This window comes from Blastococcus sp. SYSU D00669 (assembly GCF_054050715.1).
The window spans coordinates 53,305-74,316 of the sequence record NZ_JBJGZV010000005.1 but is presented as its reverse complement, the minus strand read 5'-3'; the positions used below and the strand labels follow the sequence as shown (position 1 = coordinate 74,316).

24 protein-coding genes are annotated in these 21,012 nt (G+C 76.7%); 17 read left to right on the top strand and 7 right to left on the bottom strand.

What is annotated here, in order from left to right; genetic code table 11:
* Nucleotide 1 precedes the first annotated feature (1 nt).
* Nucleotides 2-1,501 carry a class I adenylate-forming enzyme family protein gene (locus ACI8AF_RS05810; RefSeq protein ID WP_456538729.1) on the bottom strand — a complete coding sequence of 500 codons (1,500 nt, stop codon included), beginning with the start codon at nucleotides 1,499-1,501 and terminating at the stop codon, nucleotides 2-4.
* Between the two features lie 154 nt (nucleotides 1,502-1,655).
* Between ACI8AF_RS05810 and ACI8AF_RS05805 the strand changes: the two genes are divergently transcribed.
* Nucleotides 1,656-1,799, top strand: coding sequence for a hypothetical protein (locus ACI8AF_RS05805; RefSeq protein ID WP_456538728.1), 144 nt, complete (start codon nucleotides 1,656-1,658; stop codon nucleotides 1,797-1,799).
* A 9-nt stretch (nucleotides 1,800-1,808) separates the two neighbouring features.
* On the opposite strand, the gene ACI8AF_RS05800 is transcribed toward ACI8AF_RS05805, so the two are convergent.
* Nucleotides 1,809-2,192: a PaaI family thioesterase gene (locus ACI8AF_RS05800; protein WP_456538727.1), complete on the bottom strand. Its 384-nt coding sequence runs from the start codon at nucleotides 2,190-2,192 to the stop codon at nucleotides 1,809-1,811.
* Between the two features lie 36 nt (nucleotides 2,193-2,228).
* Between ACI8AF_RS05800 and ACI8AF_RS05795 the strand changes: the two genes are divergently transcribed.
* From ACI8AF_RS05795 to ACI8AF_RS05760, 8 genes are all read left to right on the top strand, one after another.
* On the top strand, nucleotides 2,229-3,443 hold the full coding sequence (locus ACI8AF_RS05795; protein ID WP_456538726.1) for a glycerate kinase: 1,215 nt from the start codon (nucleotides 2,229-2,231) through the stop codon (nucleotides 3,441-3,443).
* A gap of 9 nt (nucleotides 3,444-3,452) precedes the next feature.
* Nucleotides 3,453-4,139, top strand: a complete 687-nt coding sequence (locus tag ACI8AF_RS05790) for a maleylpyruvate isomerase N-terminal domain-containing protein (protein ID WP_456538725.1) — start codon at nucleotides 3,453-3,455, stop codon at nucleotides 4,137-4,139.
* 69 nt (nucleotides 4,140-4,208) lie between these two features.
* On the top strand, nucleotides 4,209-4,730 hold the full coding sequence (locus ACI8AF_RS05785; RefSeq protein ID WP_456538724.1) for a SigE family RNA polymerase sigma factor: 522 nt from the start codon (nucleotides 4,209-4,211) through the stop codon (nucleotides 4,728-4,730).
* On the top strand, nucleotides 4,727-6,118 hold the full coding sequence (locus ACI8AF_RS05780) for a hypothetical protein (protein ID WP_456538723.1): 1,392 nt from the start codon (nucleotides 4,727-4,729) through the stop codon (nucleotides 6,116-6,118). Before ACI8AF_RS05785 ends, ACI8AF_RS05780 begins: the two co-directional genes overlap by 4 nt.
* Nucleotides 6,119-6,227: 109 nt before the next feature.
* Complete coding sequence (locus tag ACI8AF_RS05775) at nucleotides 6,228-6,911, top strand: LppU/SCO3897 family protein (protein ID WP_456538722.1); 684 nt, start codon at nucleotides 6,228-6,230, stop codon at nucleotides 6,909-6,911.
* A gap of 121 nt (nucleotides 6,912-7,032) precedes the next feature.
* Entirely contained in the window at nucleotides 7,033-7,602 is a 570-nt protein-coding gene (locus tag ACI8AF_RS05770; RefSeq protein WP_456538721.1) for a DM13 domain-containing protein, read from the top strand.
* A gap of 103 nt (nucleotides 7,603-7,705) precedes the next feature.
* On the top strand, nucleotides 7,706-8,131 hold the full coding sequence (locus ACI8AF_RS05765; protein WP_456538720.1) for a YciI family protein: 426 nt from the start codon (nucleotides 7,706-7,708) through the stop codon (nucleotides 8,129-8,131).
* A 31-nt stretch (nucleotides 8,132-8,162) separates the two neighbouring features.
* Nucleotides 8,163-9,485 carry an RNA polymerase sigma factor gene (locus tag ACI8AF_RS05760; protein WP_456538719.1) on the top strand — a complete coding sequence of 441 codons (1,323 nt, stop codon included), beginning with the start codon at nucleotides 8,163-8,165 and terminating at the stop codon, nucleotides 9,483-9,485.
* On the opposite strand, the gene ACI8AF_RS05755 is transcribed toward ACI8AF_RS05760, so the two are convergent.
* Complete coding sequence (locus ACI8AF_RS05755; protein ID WP_456538718.1) at nucleotides 9,418-9,780, bottom strand: hypothetical protein; 363 nt, start codon at nucleotides 9,778-9,780, stop codon at nucleotides 9,418-9,420. The genes ACI8AF_RS05760 and ACI8AF_RS05755 overlap by 68 nt on opposite strands.
* Nucleotides 9,781-9,792: 12 nt before the next feature.
* Entirely contained in the window at nucleotides 9,793-10,221 is a 429-nt protein-coding gene (locus ACI8AF_RS05750) for a MarR family winged helix-turn-helix transcriptional regulator (protein WP_456538717.1), read from the bottom strand.
* 71 nt (nucleotides 10,222-10,292) lie between these two features.
* Here ACI8AF_RS05750 and ACI8AF_RS05745 point away from each other — a divergent pair, with 71 nt between their 5' ends.
* Complete coding sequence (locus ACI8AF_RS05745) at nucleotides 10,293-11,693, top strand: alkaline phosphatase PhoX (RefSeq protein WP_456538716.1); 1,401 nt, start codon at nucleotides 10,293-10,295, stop codon at nucleotides 11,691-11,693.
* A gap of 50 nt (nucleotides 11,694-11,743) precedes the next feature.
* The gene (locus ACI8AF_RS05740) at nucleotides 11,744-12,133 is read left to right on the top strand and encodes a VOC family protein (RefSeq protein ID WP_456538715.1); all 390 of its coding nucleotides are present in this window, start codon (nucleotides 11,744-11,746) and stop codon (nucleotides 12,131-12,133) included.
* A 375-nt stretch (nucleotides 12,134-12,508) separates the two neighbouring features.
* Here the strand turns inward: ACI8AF_RS05740 and ACI8AF_RS05735 are convergent, their stop codons facing one another.
* Both ACI8AF_RS05735 and ACI8AF_RS05730 read right to left on the bottom strand, forming a co-directional pair.
* Entirely contained in the window at nucleotides 12,509-12,811 is a 303-nt protein-coding gene (locus tag ACI8AF_RS05735) for a hypothetical protein (protein WP_456538714.1), read from the bottom strand.
* A 174-nt stretch (nucleotides 12,812-12,985) separates the two neighbouring features.
* A complete protein-coding gene (locus ACI8AF_RS05730) occupies nucleotides 12,986-13,420 on the bottom strand; it encodes a GNAT family N-acetyltransferase (protein ID WP_456538713.1) in 435 nt (144 codons plus the stop codon).
* 106 nt (nucleotides 13,421-13,526) lie between these two features.
* Here ACI8AF_RS05730 and ACI8AF_RS05725 point away from each other — a divergent pair, with 106 nt between their 5' ends.
* The 6 genes from ACI8AF_RS05725 (at nucleotide 13,527) to ACI8AF_RS05700 (ending at nucleotide 19,546) form a co-directional block, all read left to right on the top strand.
* A complete protein-coding gene (locus ACI8AF_RS05725) occupies nucleotides 13,527-14,546 on the top strand; it encodes an iron ABC transporter substrate-binding protein (protein WP_456538712.1) in 1,020 nt (339 codons plus the stop codon).
* A 212-nt stretch (nucleotides 14,547-14,758) separates the two neighbouring features.
* Nucleotides 14,759-16,141 (top strand): ABC transporter permease, encoded by a 1,383-nt coding sequence (locus ACI8AF_RS05720; protein WP_456538711.1) that lies wholly within the window; start codon nucleotides 14,759-14,761, stop codon nucleotides 16,139-16,141.
* The gene (locus ACI8AF_RS05715) at nucleotides 16,138-17,190 is read left to right on the top strand and encodes an ABC transporter ATP-binding protein (protein ID WP_456538710.1); all 1,053 of its coding nucleotides are present in this window, start codon (nucleotides 16,138-16,140) and stop codon (nucleotides 17,188-17,190) included. The genes ACI8AF_RS05720 and ACI8AF_RS05715 overlap by 4 nt, the downstream gene beginning before the upstream one ends.
* 30 nt (nucleotides 17,191-17,220) lie before the next feature.
* On the top strand, nucleotides 17,221-18,018 hold the full coding sequence (locus ACI8AF_RS05710) for an aldolase/citrate lyase family protein (protein WP_456538709.1): 798 nt from the start codon (nucleotides 17,221-17,223) through the stop codon (nucleotides 18,016-18,018).
* Nucleotides 18,015-18,869, top strand: coding sequence for an NAD-dependent epimerase/dehydratase family protein (locus ACI8AF_RS05705; RefSeq protein WP_456538708.1), 855 nt, complete (start codon nucleotides 18,015-18,017; stop codon nucleotides 18,867-18,869). The genes ACI8AF_RS05710 and ACI8AF_RS05705 overlap by 4 nt, the downstream gene beginning before the upstream one ends.
* A complete protein-coding gene (locus tag ACI8AF_RS05700) occupies nucleotides 18,866-19,546 on the top strand; it encodes a glycosyltransferase (RefSeq protein ID WP_456538707.1) in 681 nt (226 codons plus the stop codon). The genes ACI8AF_RS05705 and ACI8AF_RS05700 overlap by 4 nt, the downstream gene beginning before the upstream one ends.
* On the opposite strand, the gene ACI8AF_RS05695 is transcribed toward ACI8AF_RS05700, so the two are convergent.
* Nucleotides 19,543-20,982, bottom strand: a complete 1,440-nt coding sequence (locus ACI8AF_RS05695) for a hypothetical protein (protein ID WP_456538706.1) — start codon at nucleotides 20,980-20,982, stop codon at nucleotides 19,543-19,545. The genes ACI8AF_RS05700 and ACI8AF_RS05695 overlap by 4 nt on opposite strands.
* Nucleotides 20,983-21,012: the final 30 nt, after the last annotated feature.

The following is a 21,012-nucleotide window of genomic DNA, read 5'->3' as shown; positions in this document are numbered from 1 at the left end:
GTCAGCCGACCGGCTGCCAGTCGGTCTGCTCGCGCAGCGCCGGTTTGAGCACCTTGCCCGCGGGGTTGCGGGGCAGCGGCTCGCGGCGCACGGCGACGTACTGGGGGACCTTGAAGTCGGCCAGCCGCTCGGCGGCGAAGGCCAGCAGCTCCGCCGGGTCCAGGTCGGCGCCGGGCAGGGGGACGACGACGGCGCCGACCTTCTCGCCCATCATCGGGTCGCGGACGCCGACCACCGCGATCTCGCCGACGGCGGGGTGCGCGGCGAGCGCGTTCTCCACCTCGACCGAGTACACGTTCTCGCCGCCGCGGTTGATCATGTCCTTCTTCCGGTCGACGACGTACAGCAGGCCCTCGTCGTCGATCCGGGCCAGGTCACCGCTGCGCAGCCAACCGTCGACGAAGGTCTCGCGGGTCTGCTGCTCCTTCCGCCAGTAGCCGGCGACCACGTTCGGCCCGCGGATCAGCAGCTCGCCGACGCCCGTCCGCGGGTCGGGGTCGGCCAGCCGGAGGTCGACCACGGGCGCCGGGAAGCCGACGGAGTCGGCGTGCTCGGCGGCGTACTCGTCGGGCAGGTAGGTCGACACCGACGAGGTCTCGGTCAGCCCGAAGCCGTTGCCGACCCGGGCGGTGGGGAAGGCCTCCTTGATCCGGTGCACCAGGTCGGGCGCGATCGGCGCGCCGCCGTAGCTCAGCGCCCGCACCGCGGAGGTGTCGATCTCGGCGAACCCGGGCTGCTGCAGGGCCAGCCAGTAGATGGCCGGCACGGTAGTGAGGACGTCGACCCGCTCGTCCTGGATCGCCCGCAGGAACGCGGACACCTCGAAGACCGGCATGATCACCGACCGCCCGGCCACCGCGGTGACGACCAGCAGCTGGGAGTTGCAGCCGGTGACGTGGAACAGCGGCACCGAGATCAGCGTGGTCAGCGGCTCGTCCCGGCCCAGGGAGAGGCAGCGCAGGCAGGTCTCGACGTTGGACAGGAAGTTCTCGTGGGTGGTCAGCGCCCCCTTGGGGAAGCCGGTCGTCCCGCTCGTGTAGAAGATTCCGGCGAGGTCGGTGTGCCCCTGGTCGGTGACCGCGAGCGGCTCGCCGTCGGGCAGGTCGGCGCCGGGCTCCACGACGTAGGCGGCGCCGGAGTCCTCCACGACGTAGCGCACCTCGGGCTCGGCGAACCGGGTGTTCACCGGGACGACGACGGCGCCGGCGAGCAGCGTCCCCCAGAACGCGAGCACCCAGTCGTTGCCGTTGCCCAGCCGGTTGGCGACCCGGTCTCCCGGCTGCACCCCGGCGGCGCGCAGACCGCCGGCCACCCGGGTCGCGCGGTCCCACAGCTGCCGGTAGGTGACCCGCTCGCCGCCCAGTTCGACCAGCGCCTCGGCGTCGGGGTGCGCGTCGACCGCGGCCCGCAGCAGGGAGAGCAGGTTCTGCGGGAGGCCGGTGTAGCGCCGGATCCCGTCCGGGCCGACCTCGGTGCCGCTGCGGTCGAACGGGTACGGCATGCCGGGCCTCCTGCGGGACGTCGTCGTCCGGACGCGGCGAGTCTGTCGGTGGCCGGCGTCCGGTGTCCACCGCGACTGGACGGGACGTTCCTGGGCATGTCCCCTGCGTCCGCGCGAGCCCAGCCGGACCGGTACAGCCCAGGAGCTGCTTCCCATGACCTCCGATCCCTCCGACGCCGGCCGGCAGTCGAGCGAGACCGGCCGGCGCCGCGCCCGGTGGATCATCCCGGTGGCGTTCGTCGTCGCGATCCTGCTGGTGATGCTGTTCATCTACCTGGTCAGCACCCTGAACCGCTGACCGCCGCGGTCAGCCGTGCAGGAGCGCGAAGGTCGCGACGGCGTGCACGATCTCGCGGCCGTCCTGCTCCACGTCGGCGTCGCAGACGGTCAGGTGCTCCCCGCGGGTGCGCACCTGCGCGGTCACGGTCAGCGGCCCCGGCTTCCCCGGCCGCAGGTAGGTGACCGTCAGCTGGCTGGTCGCCGGGACGTCGCCGTCGCCGGTCGTGCTGCGCACGGCGAGCCCCATCGCGGTGTCCACCAGCGTGGCCAGGACGCCGCCGTGCACGGTGCCGGCCGGGTTCAGGTGCTCCTCGGCGGCCTCGAACCGGACCGTCGCCCGCCCGTCCTCGGCCTGCTCGGCGCGGGCCCCGAGGGAGGCGGCGAACCCGCCGGTCGCTGCGTCGTCGCTCATGCCGGCCCCCTACCCGCGAACCGGCAGGATGACCGCATGGCACCCGTCGTCGTCGCCCTCGACAAGTTCCGCGGCTCGCTGACCGCGGTCGAGGCCTGCGCCGCGGTCGTGCACGGGCTGGCCCGTGCCGGCGTCGAGGGGGTCGCGCTGCCCGTGGCCGACGGCGGCGAGGGGACGGTGGACGCCGTCGTCAGCGCCGGCGCCACCCGCGTGGTGCGCTCGGTGACCGGCCCGGACGGCGAGCCGGTCGAGGCGGCGTTCGCCGTCGCCGGGGACCGCGCGGTGGTCGAGCTGGCGGAGGCCTCGGGGCTGCACCGGCTCGCGCGACCCCGCCCGCGCACCGCCACCACCCGCGGCACCGGCGAGCTGCTGCGCGCCGCGCTCGACTGCGGCTGCCGCACTCTGGTGCTCGGCGTCGGCGGCAGCGCCACCACCGACGGCGGGGCCGGCCTGCTGGAGGGGCTCGGCGCCCGGCTGCTCGACGCCGGCGGCCGGCCGCTGCCGCCCGGGGGAGCCGCCCTGCGCGACCTGGCCGGGCTCGACCTCTCCGGCCTGGACCCGCGGCTGGCGGAGTGCACCGTCACCCTGGCCTCCGACGTCGACAACCCGCTGCTGGGCCCGCGCGGCGCGGCGGCGGTGTTCGGCCCGCAGAAGGGCGCCGACGCCGACGACGTCGCCGTCCTCGAGGCCGGGCTGGCCCGCTGGGCCGAGGCGGTGGCCGCGGCCACCGGTCGCGACCTCGCTCCGGCGGCGGGGGCGGGCGCGGCCGGCGGCACCGGGTTCGCCGCGCTGGCGGTGCTCGGCGCGCGGCCCCGGCCGGGCATCGACGTCGTCCTCGACGAGATCGGGGCCGACCGCGTGCTGGCCGGAGCCGCGCTGGTCGTGGTGGGGGAGGGGCGGCTGGACGAGCAGAGCCTGGGCGGCAAGGCGCCGGTGGGCGTCGCCCGCCGGGTGCCGCCCGGGGTGCCCGTGGTCGCGGTGTGCGGCGACTGCACCGTGCCCGCCGAGCGGCGGGGGGGGGGGGGGGGGGGGGGGGCGGGGGGCCGGGGGGGGGGGGGGGGGGGGGGGGGGGGGGGGGCGGGGGGGGGGGGCGGGGGGGGGGGGGGGGGGGGGCCCATCGCCGCCGTCCGCACGGTGGTGGACGCCGCCGGCGGCGACCGGGCCCGTGCCATGGCCGAGGCCGGGGCGCTGCTGGGGGAGGTCGGCGCCGGGCTCGCCCACGAGGTCGTGCCCGCGGCTCCGGATCGCTAGCGTCGCGCCATGGTCCCGGAGACGCTCCCCTGGTGGGAGGACGGCGAGCGGCACCTCGCCACCGCCCTCGGCCGGCTGGTCGACGAGGAGTTCGACCGCCCGTCGCGGCTGCCCGGCTGGTCGCGGCGGACGGTGCTCGCGCACGTCGCCCGCAACGCCGACGCCCTGGTCAACCTGCTCACCTGGGCGCGCACCGGCGTCGAGACGCCGATGTACCCCTCCCAGGAGGCCCGCGACGCCGGGATCGCCGAGACCGCCCGGCTGGGGTCCGACGAGCTGCGCGGCGAGGTGCTGCTCGCCACCAAGCGGCTGGTCGACGCCGTGCGCGAGATGCCCGAGGAGGCCTGGACGGCCGACGTGCGCACCTTCCAGGGGCGGACCGTGCCGGCCGCGGAGGTGCCGTGGATGCGCTGCCGCGAGGTCTGGGTGCACGCGGTCGACCTCGACACCGGGGTCACCTTCGCCGACGTCCCCGAGGACGTGCAGGCCGCGCTGGTCGACGACGTGTTCCGCATGTGGGACCGCCGCGACACGGTGCCCGACGTGGTCGTCTTCGCCGGCGACCGCGAGTGGGGGACCGGGGCGCTGGCCGTCGCCGGGTCGCTGCCGGCGGTCACGGCGTGGGTCACCGGCCGCAGCACCGGGGACGGGCTGACCGCCGACGGTCCGCTGCCGGCCCTCGCCCCCTGGCTCTGACCGGGCGGCTGTCAACCCGGCCCGCGGCTCGCGGCGTGTACCCGGGTGAGGGACGGCTGGGGGTGGGCGATGGGCGCGCAGGACGACGACGCGTTCCGGCGGTTCGTCGTGCAGCAGCGCCGCTCGCTGCTGCGCACGGCGTACCTGCTCACCGGGGACCACGGGCACGCCGAGGACCTCGTGCAGACCGCGCTGCTCAAGACCTACCGGCACTGGGGGCGGATCAGCGCGCGCGGTGAGCCGACCGCGTACGTGCGGCGCGTGCTGGTCACCACCCACACCAGCTGGCGGCGCCGGCTGTCGAGCACCGAGCAGGTGATCGAGGCGGTGCCCGACCGGGCCGAGCGCCCGCAGGCCGACCGCGACGAGCAGCTGCTCGCGGCGCTGCGCACGCTGCCCCCGCGGATGCGGGCGGTGGTCGTGCTGCGGTTCTACGAGGACCGCTCCGAGGCCGACACCGCCGAGCTGCTCGGCTGCTCGGTCGGCACGGTGAAGACCCAGAGCTCCCGGGCGGTGGCCCGGCTGCGCACCCTGCTCACCTCCGGCGCTAGCCGACCGGAGGCGGGACGGCGAGAGGCGGGACGGCGATGACCTTCGAGACCGAACTGCGCGACCGGCTGGTCGACGTCGCCGGCCGGGTGCCGGTCCGGGGCCCGGACGACGACGGCGCCGTCGACGACGTGCTCGAGCGGTTCCGCACCGGGCGGCGCCGCCGGATCGCGCTGGCCGCGGGCGCGGCGTGCCTGGTCGCGGCGCTCGCCGTGCTCGTGCCCGTGCTCGGCGGGAACGCCCCGGCCGACCGCGGGGCGCCCGCCACCGGGGCCCCGCCGCCCGCCGGCGGGCCGGAGTGGACCGAACCGGTGCGCGGCTCGCTGGCGGGTGACACGGCCTTCCTCGAGGAGCTGCTCGACCGCCGGGTGACCGACGTCGACGGCGCCGAGGCGCCGGCGGACACCCACCGCGTCGTCTTCGCCGGCGACGAGGACGGCGTGCGGTGGGCCCTGGTGGCCGGCGTGGTCGACGGGCGGCCGGTCGCGCGGTGGTTCACCGGGCCCGCGGGCGCTCCCGCGGCCGACCTGGAGGCCGGGGGCAGCGAGGGCGGGCTGCGGCCCGGCCGCCCCCTGGGCTACGCCCGCACCACCGCCGAGGGGACCGTCGTCCTGGTCCTCTGCCAGCCGGGCGACACGGTCCTCTTCTCGACCGGCGTCGAGGTGGACGCCGACGGGTCCTTCGGGCGCACCTGGTCCGCCGACCCCATCGACCACGGCACGGTGGTGCACCGGGCCCCGGCCGGGACCACCGGCACCGGTCTGCGCTTCCGGGTCGAGCGGGACGGCGTCCTGGTGGGCACCGGGCCGACCGCGAAGACGTTCGCCGACGGCCCGGAGCCGTTCGACCCCTCCGCCGTCCTCACCCGGCCGCCGGTGCGCGGCGGCGACGGCACGGCGCCGGCCGCGGCCGTGGTGACGGCGGTGCACCGGGTGCTCGACCCGACGGGGCTGCCGGCCGACGCGGTCGACGCCGCCCAGCTGTGGACCACGCCGCTCCCGGAGCACTTCGGCCAGGACGCGCGGGCGGTGGTCGTCGCCGTGACCGTGCCCTCGGGCGCCGTCGTCACCTCCACCGCCTACGGGTACGCGACCGCCGACGGTCCGGTGGCCCGGCCGTGCGGGACGGCGGTGCACCCGGCCGGCACCGCGCTCGACGACCTGCTGGTGGCCGCCGAGTGCGAGGTGGTGACCTCCGAGGGCGACCGCCGCTCGGTGCTGGTGTCGGCACCGCCGGCAGCCGGCTCGGTGCAGCTGCTGTCCGCGTCCGGGGACCTGCTGCGGGAGGCGGCGCTGACCGCCGGGGCCGCCGTCGTCGGCGACCCGGGGGAGGCCGACCGGGCGGTCGTCGCCGGCCCCGGGGTCGCCCCGCAGCAGGTGGCGGTGAGCCAGGGACCCCCGGACGAGGCGCTCGACGTCGACGGGGGGTGACCGGCCGGGAATCCGTGGGCGTGTCGCTCTCGGCGTGTCACGATGCCCGGGCCGCAGCGCCCCAGGGGATGCTGCCGCGACCGCATGCAGGCAACTCCCAGGAGCAACGATGACCCACCCCGGCCAGGACAACCAGCCGCCGCAGCGGCCGGCCGACCCCACGCGGGCCGTCCAGCTGCCGTCGGTGCCGCCCCCGCCGCCGGGCGCACCGCAGCACACCCCGCCGCCGCCCCCGCCGGCCGGTGGGCCGCAGCAGGCGTCGCCGCCCCCGCCGCCGGGCGCCCCCCAGCCCCAGTCGGGCTGGGCGCCGCCGCCCCCGCCGCCCGGCCAGCACGCCCCCGGTCAGCCGGTGCCCGGCCAGCCCGGCCCGCAGGGCGGCTGGACCCCGCCCGGTCAGCCCCCGCAGGGCCAGCCGTACCAGCAGTGGGCCCCCGGCCAGGGCGGCCCGGCCCCGATGCCGCCGAAGAAGAGCGGTGGCGCCGGCAAGATCCTCGGGATCGTCGGTGGTGTGCTCGCCCTCGTCGTGGTCGCCGTGCTGATCGGCGTCTTCGTCTCCGCCGGCGAGCCCGAGGTGGGTGACTGCATCGAGCCCACCGGCACCTCCTTCGAGGTCGTCGACTGCGACGACGACGCGGCCCAGTACGAGGTGATCGGCGTGCAGGACGGCGAGCAGACCTACGAGGAGTTCTTCGCCGACCCGAACACCTGCAGCGAGTTCCCCGAGGCCCTGTACTACGCGTGGTACGGGCCGGAGGGCGAGGAGGGCAAGGTCTACTGCGCCGCTCCGGTCTGAGCCGGTGACCCGGGCCCTCGGGGTGGCTCTTACCACCCCGGGGGCCCTGCGCGCCAGCGGCGGATCGGACGGCGTCCCGAACCCCGCTCCGCCGGCTCCGCCGCCGCTACCCTCCGCCGCCATGGCTCTCCGGCGACGTACGTGGATCTGGTTGGTCGCAGCGGTGCTGGTGGTGCTCGCCGCCGTCACCCTCGTGTGGTTCCAGCCCCAGAAGCTCTTCTACGACCAGCGGGTCGACGAGGCGCTGCCCAGCGTCGCGGCCGGGGAGACCGAGGGCACCGAGCCACCGGCCGACGGGTCCGGCACCGCCGACCCGACCGAGCCGCCCGCGCCGACCGGCCCGGTCGAGCTCGCCAGCGGCACCTTCGTCTCCCGCGAGCACGAGACGGTCGGCACCGCGCGCGTCCTGCAGCTGCCCGACGGCCAGGTGATCATCCGCTTCGAGGGCTTCGAGACGTCCAACGGCCCGGTGCTGGTCGTCTGGCTGTCGCAGAACACCGCCACCGGGCCCGACGACGCCTTCGACGACGAGTACCTCGACCTCGGCCCGCTCAAGGGCAACATCGGCGACCAGAACTACGTCGTCCCCGAGGGGGTGGACGCCGCCTCCTTCACCAGCGTCGTGGTGTGGTGCGACCGCTTCAACGTCTCCTTCGGCGCGGCCGACCTGAGCCCGTCGGCGGCGTCCTGAAAGATTCTGAGAAATCTCCCGCGACCGTGTCGATCCGGCGGCGGGCCGTTCGACGTCCGTGCAGAGCGGGGAGCGGCCCCGCCACCGACGAAGGGACAGCCCGATGCGCTTCATGGTGATCGTCAAGGCCGACGAGCAGACCGAGGCCGGCGCCATGCCGACCGAGCAGGAGCTCGCCGAGATGGGCTCGTACAACGAGGAGCTGGCCAAGGCCGGCGTCATGCTCGCCGGCGAGGGGCTGCACCCCAGCTCCAAGGGCGCCCGCGTCCGCTTCGACGCCGACGGGAAGGGGACCGTGATCGACGGTCCGTTCGCCGAGAGCAAGGAGCTCGTCGCCGGCTACTGGATCCTGCAGGTCTCCTCGCGCGAGGAGGTGCTGGAGTGGGTGAAGAAGGCGCCGTTCCGCGGCACCGAGATCGAGGTCCGGCAGGTGTTCGAGGCCGACGACTTCGGCGAGGCCTACACCGACTCCATCCGCGAGCAGGAGGACCGGGTCCGCGCCTCGGTCGAGGCGCAGCAGGGCAGCTGAGCACGCGCCCGGCACCGGCGGGACGGCGTCGATGACCGCGGTGGACGTGCACCGCGTCGTCGACGCCGTCTGGCGCATGGAGTCGGCCCGGCTCGTCGGCGCGCTCACCCGCGTGACCGGCGACGTCGGGCTCGCCGAGGAGCTGGCGCAGGACGCCCTGGTGGTCGCCCTCGAGCAGTGGCCGTCGTCCGGCGTCCCGGACCGGCCCGGTGCGTGGCTGATGGCGACGGCGAAGCACCGGGCCGTCGACACCTTCCGCCGCAACGAGACGCTGCGCCGGAAGACCGCCGAGCTCGGCCGGGAGCTGCCGGAGGCCGAGGAGCCCGACTGGGCGGCGGCGCTGGACGAGGTGGTCGAGGACGACGTGCTGCGGCTGGTGTTCATCTCCTGCCACCCGGTGCTCAGCCGCGAGGCGAGGGTCGCGCTCACCCTGCGGCTGGTCGGCGGTCTCACCACCGACGAGATCGCCCGGGCCTTCCTCGTGCCGGAGTCGACGCTGGCGCAGCGGATCGTCCGCGCCAAGCGCACGCTCACCGCTGCCCGCGTGCCCTTCGAGGTGCCGGCCGGCCCCGACTTCACCGCCCGGCTCTCCTCGGTGCTCGAGGTGCTCTACCTCGTGTTCAACGAGGGCTACTCCGCCACCGCCGGCGAGGACTGGGTCCGCCCCACGCTCTGCCAGGAGGCGATGCGGCTCGGGCGGATCCTGGCCGCGCTGACCCCCGACGAGCCCGAGGTGCACGGCCTGGTGGCGCTCATGGAGATCCAAGCCTCCCGGCTGGGCGCCCGCGTCGGGCGGGACGGCGCGCCGGTGCTGCTCGCCGACCAGGACCGCAGCCGCTGGGACCACGTGCTCATCGGCCGCGGCCTGGCCGCGCTCGAGCGCGCGGGGTCGACCGGCCGGGCGCTCGGCCCGTACGCGCTGCAGGCCGCGATCGCCGCCTGCCACGCCCGCGCCCGCACCGTCGAGGAGACCGACTGGGAGCGGATCGCCGCGCTCTACGAGGCGCTGGCCGAGCTGTCGCCGTCGCCGGTGGTGGAGCTCAACCGGGCGGTGGCGGTGTCGCGCGCGTACGGCCCCGCCGCGGGCCTGGAGCTGGTCGACGCGCTGCGCGAGGTCGCCGCGCTGCGCGGGTACCACCTGCTGCCCAGCGTGCGCGGTGACCTGCTGGAGCGCCTCGGCCGGCTGGGGGAGGCCCGCGCCGAGTACGAGCGGGCGGCGTCGCTGACCCGCAACGAGCGCGAGCGGGCGCTGCTGCTCGACCGGGCCGCCGCCTGCGCCGGATCGCTCAGCCCCGGGCCAGCCGGTCCGCGTGCTCCCGCTCCGCCGGCCGGACCTCCGACGCCGACGAGCTGACCAGCCGCCACCGCACGACCGCGCCGTCCGGCGTCCCGCCCGTCCCGCGGGCCAGGGCGTCGGCGATGCCCGCCCGCACCCGTTGCTCGTCGTCGGGCTCTGCGGCGAACAGGATCCGCAGCGCGACCTCCTCGCCGCTGCGGTCCGCGCTGGTGTGGTGCGGTGCCAGGGGGCACGGCGGCTCGTGCTCCCAGCTGCCGCACAGAGCCACGGTGATCGCCCCGCCCGGCGCCCGCTCGTCCTCACCGGGTGCCATCGCGAGCACCGCGTCGTGCGCGAACGGTCGCCGACCCACGCGGCGATGGTGTCAGTCGGGCTGGGAGTTCTCCACCAGGTGAGCGAGCAGGCGGCGGAGCTCGGCCACCTCGTCGTCGTCCAATCCGGCCTTCAGCCGGCCGTCGAAGGCCGCCGCGGCCCGGCGCAGCCGGAGGAACAACTGCTCCCCGGCGTTGGTGAGGGTGATGCGCTGCACCCGCCGGTTGCCCGGGTCGGCGGCGCGCGTGACCAGCCCGGCCCGCTCCATGCCGTCGAGGTGGTGGGTGAGCGTGGGCTGCCGGATGCCCATGGCCTCGGCCAGCTCGCGATGGCTCCCGGGCGCCGCGTTCTTCAGTGACGAAAGCACGTGCCAGGTGGCCGCCGAGCCGCCCACGGCGGCCAGGGCGTCGTCGTACGCCCGGGTCAGCACCTTGGCGGTGCGGCCGACGAGCAGGCCGATCGGGAGTTCTCCGGAGGCCATGAACGCACCTTAGGCGTCTAACGATTAGACGCCTAACACCTTGGCTCGCGCGGCTGGGCACACTCCGGGGCATGACGGCGCGCGGCGATGCGTCACCCGCCGACCTGTCCCGGCGGTCCTTTCTCGGCCGCGGGGCCGCGACGGGGCTCGGCGTCCTCCTCATCGGCAGCGCCGACGCCGTCTTCGGCGCACGGCCCGCGCTGGCGGCCGGGTACGGGCCGCTGGTCGCCGACCCGCGCCGGGTCCTCGGGCTGCCGGCGGGCTTCGGCTACCGCGTGGTGGCGCAGGTCGGCGTCACCCGCCTGACCACGGGCCAGCCCACGCCCGCCGCCCCCGACGGCACCGCCTGCTTCCCGCGGCCCGGCGGCGGCAGCGTGCTGGTGGTCAACCACGAGGTCGGGGGCGCCGAGCGCAACCGGGTGCCGGCGATCCCGGGCTACACCTACGACAGCGGTGCCGGCGGCGGGACGACGACCCTCGAGGTGGACGCCCAGGGCGACCGGGTCCGCGAGTACGTCAGCCTCGCCGGCACCTACCGGAACTGCGCCGGCGGCGTGACCCCGTGGGGCACCTGGCTCAGCTGCGAGGAGACCGAGGCCGTCGCCGGCGGCGCGCTGCGCCGGCGGCACGGCTACGTCTTCGAGGTGGACCCGCTCGACCAGCAGGCCAACCGGGACCCGCGGCCGGTCCGGGCGCTCGGCCGGTTCGCCCACGAGGCGGTGGCGGTCGACCCGGCCACCTCCCGGATGTACCTCACCGAGGACGCGTCGGGGCCGAACGGGCTGCTCTACCGGTGGACGCCGCCGAGCGACCGGGTCCCGCTCGGCAAGGGCTCGCTGCGGGCCCTCGGCGCGACGGAGGGCGCGCTGGAGGCCATGCGCGCGCTGTCGGGCACCCGGCACGTGGCCGACCTGTCCGAGGCCACCGCCGTCGGCACGTCCTACCGCGTCGAGTGGGTGGCGGTGCCCGACCGGGACGCCCGCTCCACCGCCACCCGGCGCCAGGCGTACGCCCGCCCGGTCACCCGCGGCCGCAAGCTCGAGGGGATGTGGTGGGGTGACGGCGGCGCCTACGTCGTCTCGTCCTACGCCCGCCGCTCGGAGGGCCAGGACACCGACCACGACGGGCAGGTGTGGTTCCTCGACCCCCGGGCGCGGACGATCACGCTGCGGCTGCGGTTCGCCTGCACGCGTGCCGACGGCGACGTCGACGGGCCCGACAACATCACCGTCTCGCCGTACGGCGGAGTGATCGTCGCCGAGGACGGGGCCGGCCGGCAGCACCTCGTGGGGGCCACGCCGTCGGGGCAGACCTACCTGTTCGCCCGCAACGAGGCGAGCACCGCGGAGTTCACCGGCCCGGCCTTCTCGGCCGACCGCCGCTTCCTGTTCGCGAACATCCAGGGTGACGGCGGGCCGGAGGATCCCGGCTACGTCCTCGCGATCACCGGGCCGTTCCGGACGCAGGCCTGACCGCCGGGACGGTCTTCCGCCACACGGTTGTGCGCCACTAGCCTCCGCCCATGGCGCGGCTCTTCGCCTACCGCAGCTACCGGGACGCCCCGGCCGTCCTCGACTGGCTGACCGCCGTCGGCTTCGAGACCGTCCGGCGCCAGGACGACGAGACGGGCCGGGTGGTCCACTGCGAGGTCCGCCTCGGCGACGTCGTCCTCATGGTCTCCAGCAACGACGCCGACCACGTCCGCCCCCCGCTGGTCGGCAGTTCGACCGGCGACGGCCTCTACCTGCTCGTCGAGGACGTCGACGGTTGCCACGACCGGGCGGTCGCCGCGGGCGGCCGCTCCGTGTTCCCGCCGGAGCGGACGCCGTTCCACACCCGGCGGGCGCGGGTGCTCGACCCCGAGGGCGGTGAGTGGAGCTTCGGCACCTACGAACCCGGGGTGGCCTGGTGACGACCGGGTCCCGGCCGGACGGCGCCGTGCGGGGCCGCCACCCGGGGGGAGTGGCGCGTGGCCGGCCGGGAACGCGGACGACGACATCGTCGAGGAGTGCCTCTGCGCCGGCTGGGTCGACAGCCGGCCGCGCCGCCTCGACGACGCCCGTGCCGTGCTCCGCGCGGCCGCCCGTGCCGACGGCTCCTGGACGGCGCTCGACGAGTCGAGGACCTCGTGGAGCCGCCCTCGCAGCGACCCCGGCCGCATCGGCACGCGCGATCCTCGAGTGGCTGGTGTCGGCGAAGCGCGAGGAGACCCGGGCGGCCCGGGTGGCGACAGTCGCCGAGGCCGCGACGGGCCGGCGCACCAACCAGTGGCGGCGCGGCTGACCGATCAGCCGAGGCGCTCCAGCAGGACGCGGGCGACGCGCGCCGCGGCCTCGTCCACGGGTTCGCTCCGCGCGGCGGAGCGCAGCCAGGCCGCCAGCGGGCCGGCGACGGCGGGGGAGAGGCCCACGATCCACCGGGCGCTGCGAGCCCGAGCCTCGGCCACGTGCTCCGTGGCGCCGTCCGGCCGGTGGGCGACCACCTCCGGGCGGCTGGCCAGCAGACCGCCGACCCGCCAGTCGCCCGGTGGTGCCTGCCGGGCCACCTCCTCGACGCGGTCGGCGGCGCGGCGGATCTCCTCCGGTGTCACCCCTTGACGGTACGTGATCGCGAGCGGTGGGCGACTTCTGTCGAAGCACTGCCAGTTCTCGGTCGGATCTTCGTCGATGTCGCCAAAGCGGAACGTGTTCGTCCCCGATAAGGTTCGTCCTGGGTCACACCGGGTGTCCCGGCGCTCACGGGGGTGCGCCGGGCCCCCGGCCCCTCACCCCCGGCGCATCGGGACATGCGGGATGCCGTCCTCGACGTAGCCGGGACCGCTGCGCCGGAAGCCGAAGCGCTCGTACCAGCCCTCGAGGTGCGCCTGGGCGCCGAGCGCGATCGGGGCGTCGCCGCACAGGGCGATCCCGGCGTCGAGCAGGCGCGCGGCCAGACCCTGCCCGCGCCACCCGGTGGCCGTGGCCACCCGGCCGATGGCCCGGCCCTCGGCCTCGCGCAGCACCCGGATGGTCGCGACCGGCTCGCCGCCGGCCTCGAACCACAGGTGCACGGTGTCCGGCTCGGTGTCGCGGCCGTCCAGCTCGGGATAGGGGCACTCCTGCTCGACGACGAAGACGTCGACCCGGAGCCGGCACAGGCCGTACACCTCGCGGCCGGTCAGCTCGGCGAAGCGGGCTTGGCGCATGGTCGGTGCGGTCACCCCCGAGTTGTAGCGCAGGCGGCGGGGCCCCCCGAGGGCGGAGGTCCCGGTGTGCGGGATCCTTCTGCTTAGGTGTGCCTCGCCTATCTTCTGGGAGGATCAGCTCGTGCTCAGGCTCCGCAGGGTCGTCGCCCCCGCCACCGCTCTCGCCACCGTGGTCGCCGTCGCCGCCTGCGGGTCGGCCGAGGGGGCCGACGCCGAGACGCTGACCGTCTACAGCGCCCAGCACGAGAGCCTGGTGCGGGCGATGCTCGAGGACTTCACCGCCGAGACGGGCATCGAGCTGGAGTTCCGCGACGGCAACGACTCCGAGCTGGCCAACCAGATCGTCCAGGAGGGGGAGGCGTCCCCGGCCGACGTCTTCCTGACCGAGAACAGCCCGTCCATCCACGTCGTCGACGAGGCCGGCCTGCTGGCACCGCTCGACCAGGCGACCCTCGACCAGGTCGGTCCGCAGTACCGGCCGGCGTCGGGGACCTGGACGGGCTTCGCCGCGCGTGCCACCGTGCTCGGCTTCCAGCCGGCCGCGGTCTCGGAGGACGAGCTGCCGCCCTCGATCCTCGGCCTGGCCGACCCGCAGTGGGAGGGCCGTGTCGGGATCGCGGCCGGCGGCGCCGACTTCCAGGCCATCGTCAGCGCGGTGCTCGCCCTGCGCGGCGAGGAGGAGACCAGGGCCTGGCTGGAGGGCCTCGAGCGCAACGCCGAGATCTACGCCAGCAACACCGCGGTGATGAAGGCCGTCGACGAGGGCGAGGTCGACCTCGGCGTGATGTACCACTACTACTGGTACCGCGACCAGGCAGAGAACGGCCTCGTCGGCGACGACGTCGTCCTGCACTACTTCCGCAACCAGGACCCGGGCGCCTTCGTCAGCGTCTCCGGCGCCGGGGTGCTCGCCTCCTCCGACCAGCAGGAGGACGCCCAGCGGCTCGTCGAGTACCTGACCAGCCGGACCGCGCAGGAGCGGCTGGCCGACAGCGACGCCCTCGAGTACGCCGTCGGGGTCGACGTCGCCTCGGCCGAGGCGCTGCCGCCGCTGGCCGACCTCCAGGCCCCCGAGCTCGACCCCGGGTCGCTCGACGCCCCCACCGTCACCGAGCTGATGCAGGAGGTGGGGTTGCTCTGAGCGTCGCGGCCGGGCTCACCACCGGCCCCGGGCCGACGGCGGCGTCCGCGGGCCGGGTCCGTCCTGCCCGCGGGCGGCTGCGCCGGCACCCGGTCACGCTGCTGCTGGCCGCCGCCGTCGCGGCGCTGGCCCTGCTGCCGCTGGGCTACATCGCCTACTACACCGCCGACGTCGGCTGGTCCGGCGTCCGCGAGCTGGTCTTCCGGCCCCGGGTGGCCGAGCTGCTGTGGAACACGGCCCGCCTGGTCGTCGGCACGGTCGCCTGCTGCGCCGTCCTGGGGGTCGGCGCGGCCTGGCTCACCGAGCGGTCCTCGGTCCCGGGCCGGCGGGTCTGGCACGTGCTGCTCGTCGCGCCGCTGGCCGTGCCGGCGTTCGTCAACGGGTACGCCTGGATCTCCCTGCTGCCGGGGCTGGACACCTACGGCGGCGCGCTGCTGGTCGTGACGCTGTCCTACTTCCCGTTCGTCTACCTGCCCGCCGTGGCCGCGTTCCGCGGGCTCGACCCCGCGCTGGAGGAGACCGCCCGCGGCCTCGGGCTGTCGAACTGGTCGGTGTTCCGGCGGGTGCAGCTGCCGCAGCTGCGGGTGGCGGTGCTGGGCGGCAGCCTGCTGGTCGCGCTGCACCTGCTCGCCGAGTTCGGCGCCTTCGCGATGCTGCGCTACCCGACCTTCACGACGGCGATCTACGACCAGTACCGCGCCACGTTCAACGGCCCCGGCGCGACGATGCTCGCCGGGGTCCTGGTGCTGCTGTGCCTCGGCCTGCTGCTCGCCGAGCTGCGGCTGCGCGGCCGGCACGGGTTCGCCCGCACGGGCAGGGGGGCGGCCCGCCCGGGCCGGCCGGTGGCGCTGGGGCCGGCGACCGCCCCGGCGCTCGCCGGCCTGACCGCGCTGGTGGCCCTGGCGCTGGCCGTGCCGCTCGGCGTGCTCGTGCTCTGGCTGGTCCGCGGCACGTCCGCCACCTTCGACGGGGCGCGGCTGCTCGCCACCACCGGCAGCACCCTCGCGCTGGCCGCGGTCGCGGCCGTGGTCACGACGGCGCTCGCGGTGCCCACCGGCTGGCTCGCGGTGCGGGTGCGCGGCCGCGTCAGCACGCTGCTCGAGCGCAGCACCTACCTCGGCAGCGCCGTCCCGGCCATCGTGATCGCGCTGGCGCTGGTGACGCTCAGCATCCGGGCGACGCCGTGGCTCTACCAGACGGTGCCCGTGCTGCTGGCCGCCTACGCGATCCTCTTCCTCCCGCGGGCGGTGGTGACCGTGCGGGCCGCGGCGGAGCAGTCGCCGGTCCTCTACGACGACGTCGCCGCGTCGCTGGGCGCCTCGCCGCTGGACCGGCTGCGCCGGGTCACGCTGCCGCTGCTGGCCCCGGGCATCGGCGCCGGCGCCGCGCTGGTCTTCCTCGCGGTGGTCACCGAGCTGACCGCCACCCTGCTGCTCGCCCCGACCGGGACGACGACGCTGGCCACGGCGTTCTGGTCGGCCAGCAGCGCCCTGGAGTACGGGGCCGCCGCGCCGTACGCCCTGGTCATGGTGCTGCTCTCGGCGCCGGCCACCGTCCTGCTCTCCCGTGACGCCCGACGAGGTCTGACCACATGAGCTCCCTGACCGTCCAGCAGGTGACGAAGTCGTTCGGCGCCACGCCCGTGCTCACCGGCGTGGACCTGTCCGTGCCGACGGGGAGCTTCACCGCCCTGCTGGGCCCGTCGGGCTGCGGGAAGACGACCCTGCTGCGGCTGATCGCCGGCTTCGACGACCCCGACGCGGGCACGATCACCGTCGGCGACACGGTGGTGGCCGGCGCCGGCCGCAGCGTGCCCGCCCGCCGGCGGGGCATCGGGTTCGTGCCGCAGGAGGGCGGGCTGTTCCCGCACCTGTCGGTGGCCGGCAACGTGACCTTCGGCCTGCCGCGCCGCGAGCGCCGCGACGCCGCCCGCGTGCGGGAGCTGCTCGCCCTCGTCGGCCTCGACCCGGAGCTGGCCGGGCGCTCGCCGCACCAGCTCTCCGGCGGTCAGCAGCAGCGGGTCGCGCTCGCCCGCGCGCTCGCGCCGCGGCCGTCGCTGGTGCTGCTCGACGAGCCGTTCTCCTCGCTGGACGCCTCGCTGCGGGAGGAGACCCGGCAGGCCGTCGCCACCGCGCTGCGCGCCGCCGGCGCCACCGCCGTCCTGGTCACGCACGACCAGGCGGAGGCGCTGTCGACCGCCGACCAGGTGGCGGTGCTGCGGGGCGGCCGGCTGGTGCAGCTCACCGACCCGCGGACCCTCTACCGCAGCCCCCGCGACCTCGACGTCGCCACGTTCGTCGGGGAGGCCGTGCTGCTGGAGGCGGAGGTCAGCGGCGGGCGGGCCCGGTCGGTGCTGGGGCCGCTGCCCGTCGACGGCGCCCCCGCCGAGGGGCCGGTGCGGGTGCTGCTGCGCCCCGAGCAGCTGCGGCTCGGCGAGCCCGACCCGGCGCTGCCGGCGGCGACGGTGCGCAGCGTGGACTTCTTCGGCCATGACGCCCGGGTGTGGCTCGACCTGCCGTCGGGGGAGTCGGTGGCCGCCCGGCTGGAGGGGATGCACCTGCCGGTCGCGGGTCAGGAGGTCTCGATCTCGGTGCGCGGCGCGGCGCTGGCGTTCCCGGCGGACGGTGCCGCGCCCCGGATGTGAACCGCGGTTAGGAATGCCTACGCTAACCCCGTGGATCTCTTCCTCTTCACCGTCGATGCAGGACGAGGTCGCGACGTCCTGGCCGCCGGCGCGGCCGGGATCGTGGTCGACTGGGAGCGCCGCGGCAAGGCCCGCCGGCAGGCCGGCGAGGACACCCAGATCAACAGCGACACCCCGGCCGACCTCACCCGCATGCGGACGGCGGTCGACGGGCGGATCCTCTGCCGGGTCAACGGGTTCGGCCCGTGGACGGCGGGCGAGGTGGAGGTCGCCGTCGCGCGGGGCGCCGACGAGATCCTGCTGCCGATGGTCCGCACCGCCGACGAGGTCGACCGGACGCTGGACGCGGTCGCCGGCCGGTGCGGGCTCGGCATCCTGATCGAGACCCAGGACGCCGTCGACCGGGCCGCCGCGCTCGCCCGGCGGCCCCTGTCGCGGATCTACGTCGGGCTCAACGACCTGCGCATCGACCGCCGGTCGGACTCGCTGTTCGAACCGCTCGTCGACGGCACTGTGGAGGAGGTCCGCTCCGTCGTCGACGTGCCCTTCGGCGTCGCCGGTCTCACCCTGCCCGGCGGCGGGAGCCCGGTGCCCGGCGTGCTGCTGGCCGGCGAGCTCGTGCGCCTCGGGGTCGACTTCACCTTCCTGCGCCGGTCGTTCACCGCCGACATGGTCGGGCGCGACCCGTTCGTCGAGGTGCCCCGGCTGCTGGCCGCCCTCGACGACCTGCGCGCGGCCGGGCCCGCCGAGACCGCGGAGCGCCGCGCGCGGTTCGTGGCGGCGGTGACCGGCCGCGGCGTCGCCGAGCCGGTCCCCTCCCCGGCGTGAGGGCCCTGGTCACCGGGGCCGGCGGGTTCGTCGGCCGGCACCTGGTGCAGCGCCTGCGCGCCGACGGCTGGGACGTCGTCGGGCTGACCCGGGCCGACGTCGACCTCGCCGATCCGGTGGCCGGCGCGGCCGCGGTGCGCGCCGCGGACCCCGACGTCGTCTTCTCCCTCGCCGCCGCGCGGGCGAAGGCGACCCCCGCCGAGCGGGCGGCCACCGTCGCGGTCAACACCAGCCCGTGGCTGGTCGACGCGCTGCCCGACCGGTGCCGCGCGGTGGTCCGGCTCGGCTCCTCGACCGAGTACGCCGCCGGGCCGGCGCCGCTGGACGAGTCGGCGGCGCTGCGCCCGCGGGGCTTCTTCGGGGCGAGCAAGGCGGCCGGGTCCCTGCTGCTGCAGGCCGCCGCGGCCGAGCGCGGGGTGCGCGCCGCCGTGCTGCGCGCCTTCCAGGTCTACGGCCCGCACGACCACCGCACCCGGCTGGTCCCGGTCGTGCTCGCCGCCGCCCGCACGGGCGCGGTCGTGCCGCTCCCGGCACGCGTCAGCCGGCGCGACTGGGTGTGGGTCGGCGACGTCGTCGACGCGTGCGTGCGCGCCGCGCTGACCGACGACCTGCCGGCCGGCGCGGTGCTCAACGTCGGCACCGGCGTGCAGACCAGCACCGAGGAGCTGGTGGCCACCGCCGAGCGGGTCACCGGACGGCGGATCGCGACCGCGCCCGGCGCCCACCCGGGCCGCGAGTGGGACAGCGCCGACTGGGTCAGCGACCCCGGCGCGGCCCGGCGCCTGCTCGGCTGGGCGCCCGCGGTCGGCCTCGCCGAGGGCCTGGCCCGCACGTGGCGCGCCGAGACGTGAGCGCCGGGGTGCGGGTCGCGGTGGTGGTGCCCGTGTACCGCAACGCGGGCACGCTGCGCCCGCTCTGCGAGCGGCTGGCTGCCGCCCTCGACGGCCACGACTGGCACCTGCGCCTGGTCATCGACGCCTCGCCCGACGAGAGCGTCCGCGTCGCGCACGAGCTGGCCGCCACCGACCGCCGGGTGGCGATCACCGGCCTCACGGTCAACGTGGGCCAGCACGCCGCGCTCACCGTCGGCCTGGCCGCCGAGGACGACGTCGACGTGTGGGTCTGCATGGACGCCGACCTGCAGGACCCGCCGGAGGCGGTGCCCCGGCTGCTGGACCGGCTGGCCCGCGGCGACGTCGACGCGGTGTTCGCCGGCCGCCGCGGCCGCTACGAGCCGGCCGTGCGCCGCGGGACCGGCGCGCTGCACCGGCGGCTGGCCGCCCGCCTCACCGGGCTGCCGCCCGACGCGGGGGCCTTCCTGGCGATGACCCGGCCGGTGCGCGACGCCGTCCTCGCCGCGCGGGCACCGAGCGTGGTGCTCGCCGTCGGGCTGGCCGGGCGGCCGGTGACCAGCATCCCGGTCGAGCGCGCCCGCCGCGCCGAGGGCCGGTCGTCGTGGACCTCCGCGCGGCGGCTCCGGCAGTCGGCCCGGTCGCTGCTCTGGGCCGCGCGCGCCCGCCGCCGCTAACGCGTCCAGAGCTGGACGACGAGGTCGGTCTTCGACCCGGGGAAGGACCGCTCGTCGACCAGGCGCAGCCCGGCGCCGAGCAGGATCTCGTCGTCGTCGGTGGGTTCCGGCTCGCCGTCGATCAGCCGGCGGACCACCCACACCCGGTCCTCGCCGGGCGGGGCGTCGTCGGGGGGCAGGACGACGTCGGCGCGCAGCCGGGGCGCGAGCAGACGGACGTAGTGGTCCAGCCCGAGCGCGGACCGCTGGTCGGCGGCGACCACCGGCTCACCGGCCCGCTGCACGCTCGCCAGGTAGCGGACGACGTCGTCGGACCGCTCGCGCGCCTCGCGGACGAGCAGCGGCGAGGACACCAGCAGCGCCAGGCCGACGAGCAGCCCGGCCACCGGCAGCCGCGCGGTGCGGGGGAGGGCCCAGGCACCCGCCGCGGCCAGGACGCCGATGCCGAGCAGCCCGGCGAGCAGGTAGCGCGGCAGGTACACCGGGCGCACGAGCTCGGCCAGCGTGAGCAGCAGCAGCGGGACCACCGCCCACGCCGTCCCGACCACCCGGACGCCGGCGCCGCGCAGCCCGCCCACCACGGCCAGGCCGGCGGTGAGGAACAGCAGCGGCCAGGAGCGGCCGGTCCAGGCGGCGAAGGCCAGGTCGGCCAGCCGCCCGCCGGTGTCGCGCAGGTGCTCGGCGTTGCGCGCGCCGGTGCCGTTGAGCAGGTTGACGCCGATCAGCGCGGCGGTCGGCAGTGCGGCCGCGGCGCCGACGGCGACCAGCGGGAGCGCCCGCCGGCCGCGCAGGAGCAGCCCGGCGACGACGAACGCGGCGACCGCGGTGACCGCGTACCAGTGCATCAGGCCCGCACCGGCCCCGGCGAGGCCGAACAGCAGCAGCCCCCGCGGCGCGCCGGCCAGCCAGCGGGCCAGGCCGAGCGCGGCGCCGCCGGTGGCCAGCACGGCGAGGCCGTAGCTGCGGGCCTCGACCGCCTGCTCCAGCACGAGCGGGCTCACGGCCAGCACCAGCCCGGCGAGCACCCCCGTGGGCCGTCCGGCCAGGCGGGTGACGGCGCGGGTGACCAGCGCGAGCCCGCCGGCGGTGGCCAGCAGCGAGAGCACCCGCAGCGAGGTGTCCCCGCCGAGGCCCGGCAGCGAGGCCCAGGCGTGCGCGACCACGTAGTACGGCGCGTTGTAGGACGGCGGCACGCCCGCCAGGTAGCTCGTCGTCCCCTCGCCGGCGGCCACCGCGGCCAGGACGTCGCCCAGCGGTAGGCGGGCGACCTCGGCGGTGAACAGCTCGTCGAACCACAGCCCGTGCCCCGGCGCGAGCAGCAGCCCGCCGAGGAGCAGGACCAGGGCCGGGGGGAGCAGTTCGAGCAGCCACCGGCGGCTCCGGGCGTCGCGGCGGTGGGCGGGCGCGGGGGCGCCGCGGAGCGCCGTCGAGGTCACGCGCTAGAGGTTAGGCAACCCGCCCGCGGG